We start from the raw sequence: 18,272 nt of genomic DNA, 5'->3' as shown, positions 1-18,272 counted from the left end.
AACGGAAAGGAGGACAAGCCTTGGAACCAAGAATATTTGGCTTAGATCCTCAGCTTTTACATGACACCATACTTTTGGCATTGGCAGTTCTGTTTCTGTTTACCATGATGTCTTATCTGCTGTTTAATCCGGCACGTAAGATGTTAAAAGACAGACAGGAACGTATTAAGAACGATATTGACATGGCCAATAAGGACAGAAAAGATGCAACTGCATTAAAGGAAGAATATGATGCAAAGCTCAAAGGTGTGGAAAAAGAGGCCGAGGAAATTTTAAGTGAGGCTCGTCAGAAGGCTTTGAAAAACGAAGCAAGAATTATAGACGAAGCGAAGGAAGAGGCAGCCCGTATCATAAAGCGCGCCAACGAAGAAGCAGTGTTGGAGAAGAAGCGTGTTATGGATGAGGCAAAGCAGGAAATGATTTCTATTGCATCCATGATGGCAGGAAAAGTTGTATCAGCTTCCATTGACACATCGGTACAGGATGCTTTGGTAGAAGAGACATTAAAGGAAATAGGTGAGAGTACATGGCAAAGCTAGTATCCAAAACATATGGGGATGCATTGTTTGAGCTTGCTGTGGAATCTGGTCAGATGGATGGGATGTTGGAAGAAGCAAGAGGAATCCTCAACATTCTTCATGAAAACAACGAGCTTTCCAAACTGATGAATCACCCAAAAATCGTAAAAGAAGAGAAGATTCAGATCCTGGAAAATGTATTTAAGGGCAAAGTACGGGATGAATTGACAGGAATTATGTGTATGCTTGTTTCCAAAGGTCACTATAAAGAAATGGAATCTGTGTTCACATATTTCATTGACCAGATAAAGGAATACAAGAATATTGGTACTGCTTATGTTAAGACTCCCATGGAGCTTAATGCAGTTCAACAAGAAAAATTAGTAGCAAAATTATTGCAGACCACTCATTATGTGGAGTTTGAAATGCATTATGAAGTGGATAAGAGTTTAATAGGCGGTATGGTAATCCGCATTGGTGACCGCGTGGTAGACAGCAGTGTAAAGAATAAGTTGTCACAGCTTACCAGAGAATTATCAAAAATACAGTTGAAAGTAGGTGAATGCGCTCCATGAATTTAAGACCAGAGGAAATAAGTTCAGTCATTAAAGAGCAGGTGAAACGGTATGCCGCAGAACTGGAAGTGTCTGACGTAGGTACAGTTATCCAGGTAGCAGACGGTATTGCGCGTATTCACGGGCTTGAAAATGCCATGCAGGGCGAATTATTGGAATTTCCCGGAGAAGTCTATGGAATGGTGTTGAACCTTGAAGAAGATAACGTTGGTGCCGTATTATTAGGTGATCAAAAGAATATCAATGAAGGGGATACTGTTAAGACTACGGGAAGAGTAGTTGAAGTTCCGGTTGGTGATGCTATGCTGGGACGTGTTGTAAATGCATTAGGACAGCCGATTGATGGAAAAGGTCCTATCGAAACTACAAAGTTCCGTCAAATAGAAAGAGTAGCATCCGGTGTTATCTCTAGAAAATCTGTAGATACACCATTACAGACAGGTATCAAAGCGATTGACTCCATGGTACCAATCGGACGTGGTCAGCGTGAGTTAATCATTGGTGACCGTCAGACAGGTAAAACAGCGATTGCTGTAGATACTATTATCAACCAGAAGGGTCAGGGCGTAAAATGTATTTACGTTGCAATTGGCCAGAAAGCATCTACGGTTGCGACCATTGTGAAGACATTGGAAGAATTCGGTGCTATGGATTACACCACAGTAGTTGCATCTACTGCAAGTGAATTGGCACCATTACAGTATATTGCACCATACGCAGGATGTGCTATTGGTGAAGAATGGATGGAGAACGGTGAAGACGTATTGGTAGTATATGATGACTTAAGCAAGCATGCTACCGCTTACCGTACCCTTTCCTTACTGCTCCGTCGTCCACCAGGACGTGAAGCATACCCTGGTGATGTATTCTACTTACATTCCAGACTGTTAGAGCGTGCAGCGAGATTATCTGACAAATTAGGCGGTGGTTCCTTAACTGCATTGCCAATTATCGAAACTCAGGCTGGTGATGTTTCTGCATACATTCCGACCAACGTAATCTCTATTACAGACGGTCAGATTTATCTGGAAACAGAAATGTTCAACGCAGGTTTCCGCCCAGCGGTAAATGCAGGTTTATCCGTATCCCGTGTAGGTGGTTCTGCTCAGATTAAGGCGATGAAAAAGATTGCAGCACCAATTCGTGTGGAATTGGCACAGTACCGTGAATTGGCAGCATTTGCACAGTTTGGTTCCGAACTGGATGCTGATACAGCAGAAAAGCTGGCTCAGGGTGAAAGAATTAAAGAGATGCTGAAACAGCCACAGTATAAGCCGATGCCGGTAGAATATCAGGTAATCATTATCTATGCTGCAACCCAGAAGTATCTGTTAGATATTGCAGTAGAAGATATTTTAAGATTTGAATCCGAACTTTTTGAATTTATCGATACCAAGTATCCGGAGATTCCGGAAGCAATCCGTAACGATAAAGAGATGAAAGAAGAAACGGAAAGCAAATTGATTAAAGCAATCGAGGAGTGCAAAGCACAATTTAAGTAGAACAGGTGGTGAAAAGATATGGCTTCCATGAGAGATATTAAAAGAAGAAAAGGCAGCATACAAAGTACGCAGCAAATCACAAAAGCCATGAAGCTTGTTTCTACTGTAAAACTGCAGAAAGCGAGAAATCATGCAGAGCAGTCGAATCCATATTTTAATCACATGTACAATACGGTGACTTCTATGCTGGCACGTTCCGGTAACATCAATCATCCGTATTTGAAGGCAGGAGATTCCGATAAAAAGGCAGTGATTGCCATTGCTTCTAACCGTGGACTTGCCGGAGGATATAACTCTAATATCGTAAAGCTGGTAACAGAAAGCGATATGAAAAAAGAAGATGTAGAGATTTACATGATCGGACGTAAGGCAAAAGAGACCTTTGTGCGAAAGGGCTACAGTATCAAGGAAGATTATTCCGATGTAATAGAAGGGCCAACTTATGAAGATGCAGCAGCAATTTGTAAGGAAGTCTTAAGAGCATTTACAGAGGGAGAAATTGGAGAGATTTATCTGGCATATACTCATTTCAAAAATACGGTAAGCCATGAACCTACTCTGATAAAACTTCTTCCGGTGGAATTTGATGAAACCCAGATGGCAGAGGTAGACCAGAATGTGCTGATGAATTATGAACCCAATGAAGAAGAGGCATTGAATTTGATTATACCAAAGTATATGACAAGCCTGTTCTATGGAGCGCTGGTAGAATCAGTTGCCAGTGAAAATGGTGCCAGAATGCAGGCAATGGATTCCGCAACAAGCAATGCAGATGAAATGATTAGTGATTTGACACTGAAATATAATCGCGCCCGTCAGGGCTCCATTACACAGGAGCTGACAGAAATTATAGCAGGCGCAGAAGCGATAAGTTAAACATAAGGAGTGAAAATATGGCAGAAAAGAATATAGGTAAAATCACTCAGATTGTCGGAGCCGTTCTTGACGTGAAGTTCTCCGAAGGAAAGCTGCCGGAAATCAACGAAGCAATCAATGTTTCCTTAAAAGACGGAAAGAGATTAGTAGTTGAAGTTTCCCAGCATCTGGGTGATGATACGGTAAGATGTATTGCCATGGGTCCTACGGATGGTCTTGTCCGCGGAATGGATGCAGAAGCAACCGGCGCGCCAATTTCTATTCCGGTAGGTGAAAAGACATTGGGACGTATGTTCAATGTTTTGGGAGAGCCCATTGACGAAGTAGAAGCTCCAACAGATGTAGAATATATGCCAATTCATAGAAAAGCTCCGGCTTTTGAAGAGCAGGCAACTTCTACAGAAATGTTGGAAACCGGTATTAAGGTCGTTGACTTACTTTGCCCATATCAGAAGGGTGGAAAAATCGGTCTGTTCGGTGGTGCCGGTGTAGGTAAGACCGTATTGATTCAGGAATTAATTCACAACATCGCAACAGAGCATGGTGGATATTCTGTATTTACCGGTGTAGGTGAAAGAACTCGTGAAGGAAATGACCTTTACTATGAAATGAAAGAATCCGGAGTTATTGATAAGACCTGTATGGTGTTCGGACAGATGAACGAGCCACCTGGAGCGCGTATGCGTGTAGGTTTAACAGGACTTACCATGGCAGAGTATTTCCGTGATAAAGGTGGAAAGGACGTATTGTTATTCATTGACAATATCTTCCGTTTCACACAGGCTGGTTCCGAGGTGTCTGCGTTATTAGGACGTATGCCATCTGCGGTAGGTTATCAGCCAACCTTACAGACAGAAATGGGTGCTTTGCAGGAACGTATCACATCCACAAAGAATGGTTCTATTACTTCCGTACAGGCAGTATATGTACCGGCGGATGACTTAACAGACCCGGCTCCTGCAACTACATTTGCCCATCTGGATGCAACTACCGTATTAGACCGTTCTATCGTAGAACTTGGTATTTATCCGGCAGTAGACCCACTTGGTTCTACTTCTCGTATTCTGGACCCTCGTATCGTAGGTCAGGAACACTTTGAAGTGGCTCGTGGTGTACAGGAAATTTTGCAGAAGTATAAAGAATTACAGGATATCATTGCAATCCTTGGTATGGATGAACTTTCAGAAGATGATAAGCTGGTTGTAAACCGTGCAAGAAAGGTGCAGAGATTCTTATCTCAGCCATTCTTCGTAGCAACCCAGTTTACCGGACTGGATGGAAAGTATGTACCTATTACAGAAACCATCCGTGGATTCAAGGAAATTCTGGAAGGAAAGCATGATGACGTACCGGAAAGCTATTTCTTAAATGCAGGTTCTATCGATGAAGTCCGTGCCCGTATGAAATAGGGGGTGGACAAATGGCAGAGGAAAACAAATTTTTCCGGTTGGAAATTATAACTCCTGACCGTAAGTTTTACGAAGGAGAAGCCTCCATGGTAGAGTTCACATCTACCGAGGGGGAAATGGGTGTCTATAAGCACCACATCCCTCTGACCGCTGTACTGGCTCCGGGAATCGTAACCATTACAGAGGCAGAAGGAAAGAAAGAAGCGGCAATTCATGCAGGATTTGTGGAAATTTTACCGGACAAGGTAACCTTTTTGGCAGAAATTGCAGAATGGCCCGAAGAAATCGATGTTGCGCGTGCAGAAGCATCTCGCTCCCGTGCGGAAGAGAGACTTCATAATCATGCGGCAGAAATTGATGTTGCCCGTGCAGAGATTGCATTGAAGAAGGCATTGGTTCGAATTGATATTAAGAGATAAAAGAGAAGAAGCTTCTATCCCAGATGGGAAGAAGCTTCTTTTTAATTTAAGCGCGCAAAGAGTGCAAAGCACTCTTTGTTCTAACCTTATAAAAAATTTTCACCCAATACCATGTACAAAACCCAGTTTTTGCAATATAATATATAATTAAAATTATTGTGCTTCGAGGGGAAGAAATCGGAGAGAATATCGCATATGATAAAAATTGGGATTTGTGATGATGAAAAGATTGTATTAAGCGTATTGGGAACATTAGTAGAACAATGTCTGGACGAATTAGAAGAAGAGGGACAGATTGCAACCTTTGATTGCGGTGAAAAGCTATTGGAAGAAGTAGAGAGTTTGGATGTCCTATTTCTTGATATCGAGATGCCGGGGTTGGATGGAATTGAAATTGGAAACAGAATTCAAAAGCAGAATTTAGACTGCAAGATTATTATGGCGACAAGCAGACAGGACCGCTTTAAAGAAGCATTTAAGATAAATGCATTTCGCTTTGTGACCAAGCCCTTTCAAAAGAATGAAGTTCGAGAGGCGTTAGAGGATGCGCTCCAGACACGGGTTGGAATGGAAAAGATAGAAGTATATCGGGAACGGGTGGCATATACTTTTTGTCAGAACGAGATTCTGTATGTGGAGGCTATGGACAGTTCTGTTGAATTTATCTTGAAGGAAGGTGTATTTCGCAAGGAAACCTCGCTGAAGGAATTGGAAACAGCATTGGATGACAGGCTGTTTTTTCGGGTAAATAAGCAGTGTATTGTAAATATGAGATATATTGATACATATAAAAACGGAGTCATTCAGATTGGAGCAGTAGAAATAAGGGTTTCCGTAAGAAAGAAAAAGGAATTTGAAAAAGCTTACATTATGTTTGATGTAAACTATAGATAAGGAGACATATGATGAAGCTGGTCTTAGCATTTGATTTCGTATTGGAACTGGTAAAATATTCGTTACTATTATATGTTTTGTTTGAAACAAAATTACGCAGAAAATGGTTTGTGGGAGTTGCATTTGGTTTGTGGTTGATTGTGTTAATGACAGGGATTCAACAGACGGAAGATTTAATTGCGTTATCTTATAACTTGATACCTGGTATCATTATTACATTGGTGGTTGTTGCGAATGAGCCGATAAAAAGAAGAATCTTACATATACTGGCAATATGGGTCATACTAATTACTGCGGATTCTGCTATTGGAATGGTGTTAGAAATATTAGAGGACAGGATGTTTCTTGAAAAAGTGCCTCAAGAAATAAATTGGATTATCAATAATCTGATATCTATTTCTATATTATTAGCGATTTGTGGGGTAAAGAAAAAAAGATGGATGAAAGATAATAGAATATTTCAGTTGATAACAAAGGCAATGTTATATCTTTGTATTGCGGTTATGATGATAGCTTTACCAGCGACGGTAAGTGGACTGGCCTATTTTGCGGAGGGAATAAATGACCCTATACTTACCAAGAAGGTGCAGATATTAACTGTTATTTTTCTTTTTAGTATGATAGCGCTTGCCGTGTTTATTATTTATGTCAATGATATGAATAAAAAGATGAAAAAGTATCTGGAAATGGAAAAGACATTAAAAGATACACAGAAAAATTATTATGAGGCGATGTTGGCAAAGGAGGAAGATACCAGAAGATTTCGTCATGATGTAATGAATCATTTAATTGCACTGGGAGAGTTGACGAAGAAGGGGCAAGTGGAGCCGGTTGCAGATTATGTGGAGGAGATGCAGGGAAATATTGTAAAAATTCAGCAGAAATGTTACAGTGTTGGAAATACCATCATAGATTCTTTTTTAAATTATTATGTACAAATGTTGGATGAAGAGGTGGAAGTAAAGGTTACAGGTTGTTTGACCAAGGAGCTTTCTATCAGTGATGTAGAGTTGTGTACCATTTTTTCCAATCTGATTAAGAATAGTGTAGAGGAATTAAAGAAACCGAGTGAGAGCGGAAAGTATCTGAAGATAAAGGTAAACTCCGGTCAGCAGGCGTTCCAGATGGAGATTTCCAATAGTATTTCAAAGCAGACGGAAGAAATAAAAGGAGACTTGCCAAAAACCACCAAGAAGGACAAAAAGAATCATGGAATTGGATTAAGAAACGTAAAGGAAACGGTGGAAAAAAATCATGGGACTTTTCAATGGGGAGTGGAAGATTCCTGCTTTAGGACAGTGGTAACATTACCTTTAAAGTGTAATTGTTGAAAATAAGTTATTTTTGTAGTATCTTATAGATAAAAAGGAGGATGATATCATGTTGTTAACTGGAACTAGTTGGTGGATTGATTTCATAAAAAGATTATTTGGTGGTAATTGACAAAGATTGTCAACGTTCACGGGGTTAAGTCGACGTTTACGGGGTTATCCTTGAAGAGCCTCATGTATTGTGCTATTTTGTAATAAGCAGTAAAGGAAATAATTGCATGCAGAGGGGATATTTTAAAATATGTGCAGGAGAAGCATGAGGTATGGGAAGGTAGCGGGAGACTTTAGAATAAAGGATATAGGGTAAGAAGAATGTGTCTTGTTATAAAGTGAGAATTTTATAGCAGGACACATTTTTTATAATATAGAAACTATACCGGGCGGTGCTTTAAGCTACGTAAAGGTTTTAGTATATCAATATCAAAGCGTCTCAGATTTGGCAGCCATTTGCTGCAAAGCTGTACCAGCAGGCATCCGATGATTCCGCCTAAAGTATTTGCCATTAAGTCATCTACATCACACAGGCGATATGAACCGGAGAACATAAAGAACAAACCGGTGAGCTGGCTCAGTTCAAAAAAGCAACTTAACAAGAAGGAGGAAAGAGCAACTTTTCTGGTATTGAAGTTAAAATAATAAGCTAAAAACATACCGAAAGGAATTACCATTACAACGTTGAGGACTACCTGTAATATTGTTCTATGAAAAAGTGCCGGTAAATAGGTGTGAATATTACTAATTTCAAAAGGAGTTTCTCTCACGATGTCAGCAATGAAGTGAAACGGAATAAGTTGTATATTGTGAGAAGAAAGCGTTTCTGCGGTTGCTGCATCCGGCAATGGAAAAATAATCAATGCATAGGTGCACATCATATAAAATAGAAATAGAAAACACATTCCAACGCGGACAAGATTTAATTTTTTGGTTGAAATCACCTGAAAAAGCAGGATTGGAATGATGAGAAATGTGGCGATAACCGGAAAATGTGCCACTCCCATTTTTATAGCTAATATATATTGTTCCATAAGACTACCTCCATTTGGTTGTTGTTTCGTTTCTTGATAAGACAAGTATAGCAAGAACAAGGAGAGGCAACCATCGATTCGCCTTACAAATCCGTTTTAAAACTTACAAATCTGTAAGTTATATTCGAATTTGTGGTATACTATATGAAAAAGAAGCAGATGAAGGAGACTTGCAAAATGAGTGAAATGTTATTAATAAAGCAGGGCACCATTTATGATGCAGTACATGAAGAACCGTATGTGGCGGATATTTTAGTAGAAAAAGGAAAAATCATACAGATTGCACCGGTGTTAGAAGGAAAAATTATAAATGAAGCCCAGATATTGGATGCATCGGAATTGAATGTATATCCGGGATTTGTAGAGGCGCACTGCCATTTGGGACTAGACGGATATGCAATCGGATTTGAAGGAGCGGATTACAACGAAATGACCGATTCTCTTACACCGCAGTTATCTGCAATAGATGGACTTAATCCACAGGATGAAAGTATACATCTGGCGATGGAAGGTGGTGTGACCTGCGTGGCGGCAGGACCGGGAAGTTCCAATGTGTTGGGTGGAACCTTTACGGCATATAAGACCACAGGGAAACGAATCGATGATATGGTAATTCGAGAAAAGGTGGCAATGAAGTGTGCATTTGGGGAGAACCCCAAAAGATGCTATAAGGACAAAGATAATTATTCCAGAATGAGTACGGCTTCTAAGTTGCGGATTATGTTGGATAAAACCATTGAGTATAAGAAGAAAAAAGAAGCAGCAGGAGACGATGTGTTAAAACAGCCTGCCTATGATGCTAAGTTGGAGGCATTGATTCCGGTTATAGAGGGAAAAATGCCATTAAAGGCACACGCACATCAGGCAAATGATATTTATACTGCTATTCGTATTGCGAAGGAATATCACTTAGGGCTTACGATAGATCACTGTACGGATGGAGCATTGATAGCAGATGATTTGGCAAAAGAAGGATTTCCGGTAGCGGTAGGACCGTCCTTGGGACATGCGACCAAGTTTGAATTGAAAAATAAGAGCTTTACCACACCGGGGATTTTAGCAAAAGCAGGATGTCAGGTATCAATCATTACGGATTCGCCGGTGATTCCACAACAATACTTGCCATTGTGCGCAGGGCTTGCGGTAAAAGATGGTATGAGTGAATTCGATGCATTAAAGGCAATCACGATTAATGCGGCAAAGCATATCGGGGTATCAGACCGAGTCGGTTCCATTGAGATTGGAAAGGATGCAGACTTTGTAATTGCAAAAGGAAATCCCATGGTTTCTGATACAAAACTTAAATTTGTTGTTATTGACGGAGTCATAAGATATACAGGAGAATAAAAGGCCCTTAAAAGGAAGGAAAGCGTTGTCTTGTGACAACGCTTTGGGGGGAGTAAATTTATGAAATGTTTCATGGGGTGCCACATCTTGGGCGGTGGCACCAACTATCTATAGGATAATTTGCAACTGTTGCAATAAAACAGTTACAATTATTTTTTGTCGAAGTCGACAACGGTGCGCGCTGTTTTGTCATCAACTTCATTTGATGTATTTAGTATAAAAAAGAAATGTGTGCAAAGTGTGGACAATTTCTAAAAGAAAAATAAAAAAGTCAAAAGAAATTATGAAGAAATAGTAAAGAAATTGTGAGAAAAATGATATACTAGGGATATCAGAAGCTTGTTTTTAAATGGAAAGGAGTTTTTTACGTGGAAAAATCAAAAGTATATTTTACAAATTTTAAGACATCATATACGGAAAATATTCCGGATAAGCTAAGAAGGCTAATCTTGACAGCAGGAATCAAAGATATTGATTTTAAAGACCACTATGCAGCAATCAAAATACATTTCGGAGAATTGGGAAATCTTGCGTTCCTGCGACCGAACTATGCGAAAGTAGTAGTGGATATTGTAAAGGAACTGGGCGGAAAAGCATTTTTGACAGATTGTAATACGCTGTATGTAGGAAGTAGAAAAAATGCGCTGGATCATCTGGATACTGCGTATGAAAATGGATTCTCGCCTTTTTCTACGGGATGTCATGTTATCATAGCAGACGGATTAAAAGGAACCGATGAAGCACTGGTACCGGTGGAAGGCGGAGAATACATAAAAGAAGCAAAAATAGGACAGGCTGTTATGGATGCAGATATTTTTATCTCCCTTACTCATTTCAAGGGACATGAAGCGACAGGATTTGGTGGTGCGCTGAAAAATATCGGTATGGGATGTGGTTCCAGAGCTGGAAAAATGGAAATGCACAGTGATGGAAAGCCTTATGTAAACCAGGACAAATGTGTAGGATGTGGAGCTTGTACGAAGGTTTGTGCCCACACAGGGGTTACTGTTACAAATAAGAAAGCATCCATTGACCATAGTAAATGTGTAGGATGTGGAAGATGTATCGGAGTCTGTCCGAAGGATGCGGTACAGCCGGGCTCCAGCAGTTCTAATGATGTGCTGAATTACAAGATTGCAGAGTACAGCAAGGCAGTATGTGATGGAAGACCGCATTTTCATATTTCGATTATATGCGATGTGTCACCAAACTGCGATTGTCATGCAGAAAATGATATTCCGATTATTCCGGATGTAGGAATGTTTGCATCCTTTGATCCGGTAGCGTTGGATATGGCGTGTGCAGATGCTTGCAACCGTCAGCCTGTGATTGCAGGAAGTGTTTTGAGTGACAATAAAGAGAAGACCCATGATGAACATCATGATCATTTTCATGTGACCCATCCGGATACCAACTGGAAGTCCTGCGTGGAGCATGCAGAAAAAATTGGCCTTGGCAGCAGGGAATATGAACTGATTGAGATTTAGAATAACTTGCAATTAAGCAAAATTGTGCACTTGTTTCCGTGCAATGGTTGTATTTTGTGGAAAACCATGTTACGATAACCAAGGTGCGTGGATAGAATGACTCTTACCACAAACCACTATTTCAAAAGAAATGTACTTATAAAATAAGAAGCAGACCAGACCAGAAAGGAATACCTGAGGGGAAAGGTGCAGACATAAAAGGAAAACCGGCAGAAGTTCTGGCGGTGTAGTGTGTATGTAAGCCCTGTACCCTTTCGGTACAGGGCTTTTATGATATTAGAATTAATTGATAAGTTGGAGCAGCAGCATTGTCTTGCCAAAGAAGAGTGGACTATGTTGATTGCCGGACGAAATGAAGAAGCGGCTGCATATCTTTTTGAAAAGGCACGTTATTGGCAGCATAAGTATTTTGGCAACAAGGTTTACACCAGAGGATTGATTGAGTTTACGAATTACTGCAAAAACGACTGTTATTATTGTGGTATCCGTAGAAGTAATGGAAAAGCAGAACGTTATCGACTGACGAAGGAACAAATTTTGGAATGCTGTGCCACCGGATATGAGCTTGGTTTTCGAACCTTTGTGCTTCAGGGTGGTGAGGATGGATGGTTTACCCAAGAGAAGCTGGAGGATATTGTAAGAACGATAAAAGAAAGTTTCCCGGATTGCGCATTGACATTGTCTGTGGGAGAACGTAGTTTTGAGAGTTATCAGCGTCTTTTTGAGGCGGGAGCAGACCGATACCTATTGCGCCATGAAACAGCGGAGGATGTCCATTATCGAAAATTGCATCCGCCGGAATTATCATCGGAAAATCGAAAACAGTGCCTTAGAAACTTAAAGGAAATTGGTTATCAGACCGGAACGGGATTCATGGTAGGAAGCCCCGGACAGACACCAGAGCAGCTGGCAGAAGATATGATGTTTATTCATGAATTACAGCCTCATATGGTGGGGATTGGACCATTTGTGCCGCACCATGAAACACCTTTTGCAGAAGAGGTAGGTGGAACGGTAGAATTAACGTTATTTATGATTGGTTTGTTGCGATTAATGCAGCCGAAATTGTTATTGCCGTCCACGACAGCACTTGGAACCATTGATCCATTGGGAAGAGAAAAAGGAATTCAGGCAGGAGCGAATGTCGTAATGCCGAATTTGTCACCTACGTCGGTACGGAAAAAATATGAACTTTATGATAATAAAATCTGTACCGGAGATGAAGCGGCAGAATGTCGTATGTGCCTCAATCGACGGATGGAAAGTATAGGATATGAGTTGGTAACAGACCGGGGCGATTACCCGGATGAAGATAGTTAGAAAAAGTGGAGGAAAAGTTATGTACAATGTAATGTCACCAAAGGCAGAAGAATTTATTGACAATCAGGAAATTTTGGATTCCCTGGAGTATGCCGAGAAAAATAAGAACAATAGGGAATTGATTGACCAGATTTTAGAAAAGGCCAAAAAAAGAAAAGGACTGTCCCATAAGGAAGCAATGGTGCTTCTGGATTGTGAATTAGAGGACAAGAATCAAGAAATCTATGCGCTGGCAGAACAGATTAAAAAAGACTTTTACGGTAACCGTATTGTTATGTTTGCGCCATTGTATTTATCTAATTACTGTATCAATGGTTGTGAGTACTGTCCATATCATGCGAAAAACAAACACATTGCTCGTAAGAAATTGACTCAGGAGGAAATTGTAAAAGAAGTTACTGCACTACAGGATATGGGACATAAACGTCTGGCATTGGAAGCCGGAGAAGATCCGGTAAATAATCCGATTGAGTACATATTAGAGTGTATCCATACCATTTATGGTATTAAGCACAAGAACGGAGCAATCCGTCGTGTAAACGTAAATATTGCAGCAACTACAGTAGAGAATTATCGGAAACTGAAGGAAGCAGGAATTGGAACTTATATTTTATTCCAAGAGACCTACAATAAAGAGTCTTATGAAAAACTTCATCCAACCGGACCAAAGCATGATTATGCATATCATACGGAAGCTATGGACCGTGCCATGGAAGGTGGTATAGATGATGTAGGATTGGGAGTTTTGTTTGGGTTAAATAACTATCGTTATGATTTTGTGGGAATTCTTATGCATGCAGAGCACTTAGAAGTATACAAGGGCGTAGGGCCGCATACCATCAGTGTTCCAAGAGTACGTCGCGCAGACGATATCGATCCGGATGTATTTGATAATGGTATTTCAGACGAAACTTTCCAGAAGATTGTAGCATGTATTCGAATTGCAGTACCGTATACCGGAATGATTATTTCTACGCGGGAGTCTCAGGCCTGTCGTGAAAAAGTGCTTCATCTTGGCGTGTCCCAGATTAGTGGAGGTTCTAAGACAAGTGTTGGAGGATATGCAGAACCGGAACCGGAGGAAGAGAATTCCGCACAGTTTGATGTCAGCGACAATCGTACTTTAGACGAAGTGGTAAAATGGTTAATGGAGATGGATTATGTTCCGAGTTTCTGTACGGCATGTTACCGGGAAGGCAGAACGGGAGACCGTTTTATGACATTGCTAAAGAGTGGTCAGATTGTAAACTGCTGTCATCCGAATGCGTTGATGACCTTAAAAGAATATCTGGAAGACTATGCATCACCGGAAACAAAGGCAGTAGGGGATAAGTTGATTGAAAAGGAATTAGATGTCATTACCAATCCAAAGGTAAAGGAAAAGGTAATAGAATATCTGGCAAATATTCATAACGGAGAAAGAGATTTCAGATTCTAATTGAAAATGAGTGGGATTTCATGGTAGTATGAATGGAGCAAAGGAGACAGTGAATAGCTGTCTTCTTTTTGCGGAATAATAATTTACAAAAGGGAAATACTGTTATAATATATGAAATGTAGTAATTGAGAAAAGGGGCTTCTTTATTATGCAGGAAATCGGAGCAGAAAAGATACGTCAGTTTTACAAAATGTATAAAGAAAGTTTGCGCAGACAGGATCATTATGAAAGTATCCTGTATTTTCTGTATATGAAGCCGGAACAAAAGGAAAAATGGTTTTGTCTTTTAAAGGAAAAATCAGCCTTTCAGCGAGAAGCTTTTCAGAAAAATAATGTATGTATCCGGGAAGTGATTTTGCCTTTTGTGCAAGAGGGAGAAGGACACAGGGAATTTACAGATGAAATAGCAGATACTTTTTTGGATGAAATTATGAAGATGGCATATGAGGTCACCTTTGACAGTCTCCTTACGGTAGAGGTGTTAAAAAAGCTTATTCCATATTATACACAGAAGAGTAATATAGAAAAGCAGATTTTAAGCTATTTTTGTCTGGGATATTTTGGAGGATTTATCAATGATCCCCAGATACGTCAGGAAGTATATCAATGCTATCAGAAGGTGGTATCTTATCGGAATCAGTATGGAGAGATAAAAGACCCTGTAGTGAGAAGAGCAATCTTGGCTTCCCTGTTTAACCGGACAAATTGGGATACTGAGGATGACAAGGATTATAATGCCATTCATATGTCTCATTTAATGGAAGCGTATGAGTTTTATGAAGCGGAAAAAAATAAAGGGCGGTTTAATCAGAATTTTGATATTGCATCTATGCAGGCAATTTTAGTAGATGAAATATGTACAGAACTTTTGAAACCCGGAAGTGAAAATGTTGTTGGAAAAGTACGCGACATAGAGGAGAAATATTATCAAAAACTGCGGGAGAAGAAGGAACGGCTTGGGGCCAGTGAGTACTATAATTACTGGAAACATGAAAGAAAACAGGGGAAAATAACAGAAAAAGAATACTATGAGAAGCTATATGAATATTATAGAGAAGAGCCGTGGCAAGAGATAAAACGAGGAGAGGGGTATCAGTATAACGATAATAATATGGTGCGGATGATGCCGTTGTTTTTGCCGGAGTTATTTGAAGGGGGAGAAAAGTATCAGTTCCCTTGGAACGAGAAGTTGAAAGATGATGTAACTTGGTACTATACCAGTTTCCCGATTGATGGAAACAAAGCATATGTAGATAGGCTTATTGTATACGAAATCATGGAGTTGCTACCGCATTATGAGCAGAAGGAAGCTATGGAATTGTATGAAAGAGTATTGTTGATAAGACAAGGAAGTACAGAAATTCATGTGCGGGGAGTGGCGAAGCTGGCGGTAGAGGTTGCAGGAAAGATTATTGATAGAAAGCCGGAATATGTGGTAGGGGTATTAGGATGTAAGACCCCGGAAGAGGTAAAAAGACGAAAAAGAGAGATTCTTTCCTTCTTTCGACTCGGAGCATTGCATCATGATAGAGGAAAATTACTGATTAGTACTACGATTAATATGCAACTTCGAAAGCTGACAGACCAGGAATTTGAAACTATAAAGAAACATCCACAATATGGTTTGAATGGTGGAGATTCCTATGAAAGTCTGAAACAGTACTATAATATTATTCTGGGGCACCATAAGTATTATAATGGAGAGGGAGGATATCCTGTAGAGTTTGATAATCGGAAATGTAAGGACAAGTTTGCAATAGACTTGATAACGATATGTGACTGTATTGATGCGGCTACAGACAGCCTTGGAAGAAATTATATGAGTGATAAAACAGTTCGTATGGTTTTGGAGGAGATGAATGAGGAAAAGGGAGTAAGATATTCCCCTGAAATTGTAGATTTTATCTGGGCAGATGAGAATCTGATAGAAAGTCTGGAATATATTGTGACAGAAGAAAGGGAAGAAGCATATTATCAATTGTATCATCGATTTGCCAGTGAGAAAAATCAAGGAAAGGAAGAGTTGTTGAATTAAAGTTTAATTCAACAGCTCTTCTTTTAATTCATTAATTTTAGATAGAGAAGTAAAGGGAAGTGATACTGTGCTATTGCCTAATGATGCCAGAATGTGTACTTTTCCCTTTGCAATCTGAAATAAGCGTGATACCGGATTCTGCTGAAGGTCTACATACTGAATTTTATGGTAGGGAATCAGCCAGATTTCCTTCCGAAAGGAACCACTGTGAATGACAAGTTGTTTTTCCTCTATTTCTGTTCCAAGACTAAAATAGTGAAGGAATTGATATAGGATAATGAGGAAAACAGTAATTCCGTAACAAATGCAAAGAGGCATTTTGCCAGGAACTTTGGTTCCAAATAAAGCGGTTCCCCCCCAATATCCTACGCTAAATAGTAAGAGCAAAGATAGGCAGGAAATGAAGTAGGAAGTTGCGGAACCCTTCGGCAATTTGTGGATTTCTTGAATCGCTTCTGTGGAAAACTCCGGCAATAATTCTTGCATATGTGTATAAAATTTTTCTTTTTTCATGCAAAGAGTAAGCTGTGGCTTTTCAGTCTCGGAGTCGCCTACACCAATACAAATAAGCTGTGCCTGCATCCGTCCGGTAAGGCGGGAGAGTGGCGGTTGAGATATCTGAATTGCATTGATACGCTTCAAGGGAATGGTAAAGTCCTGATTTTTTAGGAAACCATACTGAATTCGAATGTCATTTCCCTGGCGAAAGCAGCGGAAATGATAGAATGATAATAGTTGTTTGGCAAAAGAATATCCATAAGTAATTACCAACAAAAAAACAGCAAGAAGATTTCCGGAAGAACCAGCAATATCATCTATTATAAAATGTCGTATAGAAATATTATTTAAATATAAGTAAAGCGGAACTCCAATGATAACAGCAAAAGTAAGAAAGAGGAGCCTGGTGGGGATACTGAAAAAACAATGGGAAAGCACTTCTTTGGTAGAGGCATAGGTTATAGTTTCTGGAGAAGCGTTTTCCGTTTCCCCGGAAACTGTGACAGTTTCGGATAGAGGTTCCTTTTTCATGAGTGTCAATAACTCCTCTTTTAGGGCAGTTGCATTTGAAGCAGAAAGCACGATAGAGACATCAGTAGAATCTGCGGTGGAAAAACTATCGGTATCCAGCTTCAAACGATAAGTTCCTATTAGGCGTTCCAGGAGGTTTTGCTCCAGATTGATATTTGCAAGGCTGGAAATGGCAAAAGTACTTTTTTGGCGATTTAAGGTATTTCGCTCTACTACAAATGTGTCTCCGTCCAGATAGATAAAAGTCTTTCGCCATACCAGAAACTGATATCCAAGGATAATCAAAAGTAAGAGTGTAAGTCCCAAACAGACTGGCAGAATGTAAGGTATGGATTTTATGCTGAAATCCGGTGCGGTAATAACCTCAATGATATCATCTATTTTATTTGCCACAAGAATGAGCCAGAAGACAAGAAAGCTTCCGGCCTTTTCAAATATAATGCTGAAATGACAGCGCATTTTGTTATTCTCCATAATTTTCCTCCAAGGCAATTGTGTTTATCTTTTTCTTTAGGGAATCCGTAATGGACTGGCCGGTTTCGTATCCCAGAAAACTTATGTCAGCATCTCCTCCGGCTGTGGTAACAACGACTTTAGTAAGGCCGAAGAAACGGTCGATGGGGCCTTGAGACATGGCAATTTTATGAAGTCTTTCCAACGGAACAATAGTCTCTGTAATCCATAAAAAGCCTTCCCTAATGTAGATGCACTCCTCGTCAATGGCATAGCGGTAACGGCGGTAGCGGAAAAATGGGCTAATAAGACAATTTATGGTGGACAGTGCTAAAATGATTACAAAAGCAATCGGAACAAAGGGTTTGGAAAATAAGGATGTGAAGTGTAGTATTGCAGTTAAAACAGCAAGTGTAATAAGCGTGGTAATAAAGGTTGAAACATACATGCAGTACAAAGCTTTTTTGTGTAATTGTTTAAATTCCATGAAAATACGCCTCCCTGAACAGATTAAAATAATTATTATAAGTAATAAAATAACATAACATTCTTAAAAATTATATCTGTTTTTCTTAACGTAACATTAATTTAGTCGAGAATGAAAACCTGTTGCA

At 39.8% G+C, this 18,272-nt stretch carries 16 protein-coding genes; 13 read left to right on the top strand and 3 right to left on the bottom strand.

The window, feature by feature from the left end; genetic code table 11:
- Positions 1-20 precede the first annotated feature (20 nt).
- From atpF to BIV20_RS15165, 8 genes are all read left to right on the top strand, one after another.
- Positions 21-539, top strand: a complete 519-nt coding sequence (gene atpF, locus BIV20_RS15200) for a F0F1 ATP synthase subunit B (protein WP_075717487.1) — start codon at positions 21-23, stop codon at positions 537-539.
- Entirely contained in the window at positions 527-1,093 is a 567-nt protein-coding gene (gene atpH, locus BIV20_RS15195; RefSeq protein ID WP_075717485.1) for an ATP synthase F1 subunit delta, read from the top strand. Before atpF ends, atpH begins: the two co-directional genes overlap by 13 nt.
- Positions 1,090-2,595: a F0F1 ATP synthase subunit alpha gene (gene atpA / locus BIV20_RS15190; RefSeq protein ID WP_075717483.1), complete on the top strand. Its 1,506-nt coding sequence runs from the start codon at positions 1,090-1,092 to the stop codon at positions 2,593-2,595. The genes atpH and atpA overlap by 4 nt, the downstream gene beginning before the upstream one ends.
- A gap of 18 nt (positions 2,596-2,613) precedes the next feature.
- A complete protein-coding gene (gene atpG / locus BIV20_RS15185; RefSeq protein ID WP_075717481.1) occupies positions 2,614-3,471 on the top strand; it encodes an ATP synthase F1 subunit gamma in 858 nt (285 codons plus the stop codon).
- A 17-nt stretch (positions 3,472-3,488) separates the two neighbouring features.
- On the top strand, positions 3,489-4,880 hold the full coding sequence (gene atpD, locus BIV20_RS15180; protein WP_075717479.1) for a F0F1 ATP synthase subunit beta: 1,392 nt from the start codon (positions 3,489-3,491) through the stop codon (positions 4,878-4,880).
- An 11-nt stretch (positions 4,881-4,891) separates the two neighbouring features.
- The gene (gene atpC, locus BIV20_RS15175) at positions 4,892-5,299 is read left to right on the top strand and encodes an ATP synthase F1 subunit epsilon (protein WP_075717477.1); all 408 of its coding nucleotides are present in this window, start codon (positions 4,892-4,894) and stop codon (positions 5,297-5,299) included.
- 195 nt (positions 5,300-5,494) lie between these two features.
- Complete coding sequence (locus tag BIV20_RS15170) at positions 5,495-6,193, top strand: LytR/AlgR family response regulator transcription factor (RefSeq protein WP_075717475.1); 699 nt, start codon at positions 5,495-5,497, stop codon at positions 6,191-6,193.
- Positions 6,194-6,204: 11 nt separating this feature from the next.
- Entirely contained in the window at positions 6,205-7,524 is a 1,320-nt protein-coding gene (locus tag BIV20_RS15165) for a sensor histidine kinase (RefSeq protein ID WP_075717472.1), read from the top strand.
- Between the two features lie 371 nt (positions 7,525-7,895).
- Here the strand turns inward: BIV20_RS15165 and BIV20_RS15160 are convergent, their stop codons facing one another.
- Complete coding sequence (locus tag BIV20_RS15160; RefSeq protein ID WP_075717470.1) at positions 7,896-8,549, bottom strand: VanZ family protein; 654 nt, start codon at positions 8,547-8,549, stop codon at positions 7,896-7,898.
- Positions 8,550-8,726: 177 nt separating this feature from the next.
- On the opposite strand from BIV20_RS15160, the gene BIV20_RS15155 reads away from it, so the two are divergent.
- The 5 genes from BIV20_RS15155 (at position 8,727) to BIV20_RS15135 (ending at position 16,176) form a co-directional block, all read left to right on the top strand.
- Entirely contained in the window at positions 8,727-9,896 is a 1,170-nt protein-coding gene (locus BIV20_RS15155; protein WP_075717468.1) for an amidohydrolase, read from the top strand.
- Positions 9,897-10,264: 368 nt separating this feature from the next.
- Positions 10,265-11,383 carry a DUF362 domain-containing protein gene (locus BIV20_RS15150; protein ID WP_075717466.1) on the top strand — a complete coding sequence of 373 codons (1,119 nt, stop codon included), beginning with the start codon at positions 10,265-10,267 and terminating at the stop codon, positions 11,381-11,383.
- A gap of 270 nt (positions 11,384-11,653) precedes the next feature.
- Positions 11,654-12,703, top strand: a complete 1,050-nt coding sequence (hydE, locus tag BIV20_RS15145; RefSeq protein ID WP_075717464.1) for a [FeFe] hydrogenase H-cluster radical SAM maturase HydE — start codon at positions 11,654-11,656, stop codon at positions 12,701-12,703.
- 19 nt (positions 12,704-12,722) lie between these two features.
- The gene (gene hydG / locus BIV20_RS15140) at positions 12,723-14,141 is read left to right on the top strand and encodes a [FeFe] hydrogenase H-cluster radical SAM maturase HydG (RefSeq protein WP_075717462.1); all 1,419 of its coding nucleotides are present in this window, start codon (positions 12,723-12,725) and stop codon (positions 14,139-14,141) included.
- 148 nt (positions 14,142-14,289) lie between these two features.
- The gene (locus BIV20_RS15135; RefSeq protein ID WP_075717460.1) at positions 14,290-16,176 is read left to right on the top strand and encodes an HD-GYP domain-containing protein; all 1,887 of its coding nucleotides are present in this window, start codon (positions 14,290-14,292) and stop codon (positions 16,174-16,176) included.
- 3 nt (positions 16,177-16,179) lie between these two features.
- On the opposite strand, the gene BIV20_RS15130 is transcribed toward BIV20_RS15135, so the two are convergent.
- Positions 16,180-17,679 (bottom strand): PH domain-containing protein, encoded by a 1,500-nt coding sequence (locus BIV20_RS15130; protein WP_075717458.1) that lies wholly within the window; start codon positions 17,677-17,679, stop codon positions 16,180-16,182.
- Positions 17,669-18,145: a PH domain-containing protein gene (locus BIV20_RS15125; RefSeq protein WP_075717456.1), complete on the bottom strand. Its 477-nt coding sequence runs from the start codon at positions 18,143-18,145 to the stop codon at positions 17,669-17,671. Before BIV20_RS15125 ends, BIV20_RS15130 begins: the two co-directional genes overlap by 11 nt.
- Positions 18,146-18,272: the final 127 nt, after the last annotated feature.

The sequence above is a fragment of the Roseburia sp. 499 genome, assembly GCF_001940225.2.
GTDB lineage: Bacteria > Bacillota > Clostridia > Lachnospirales > Lachnospiraceae > Petralouisia.
The sequence above is the reverse complement of the archived record's forward strand: the minus strand, read 5'-3'. Positions and strand labels throughout refer to the sequence as shown.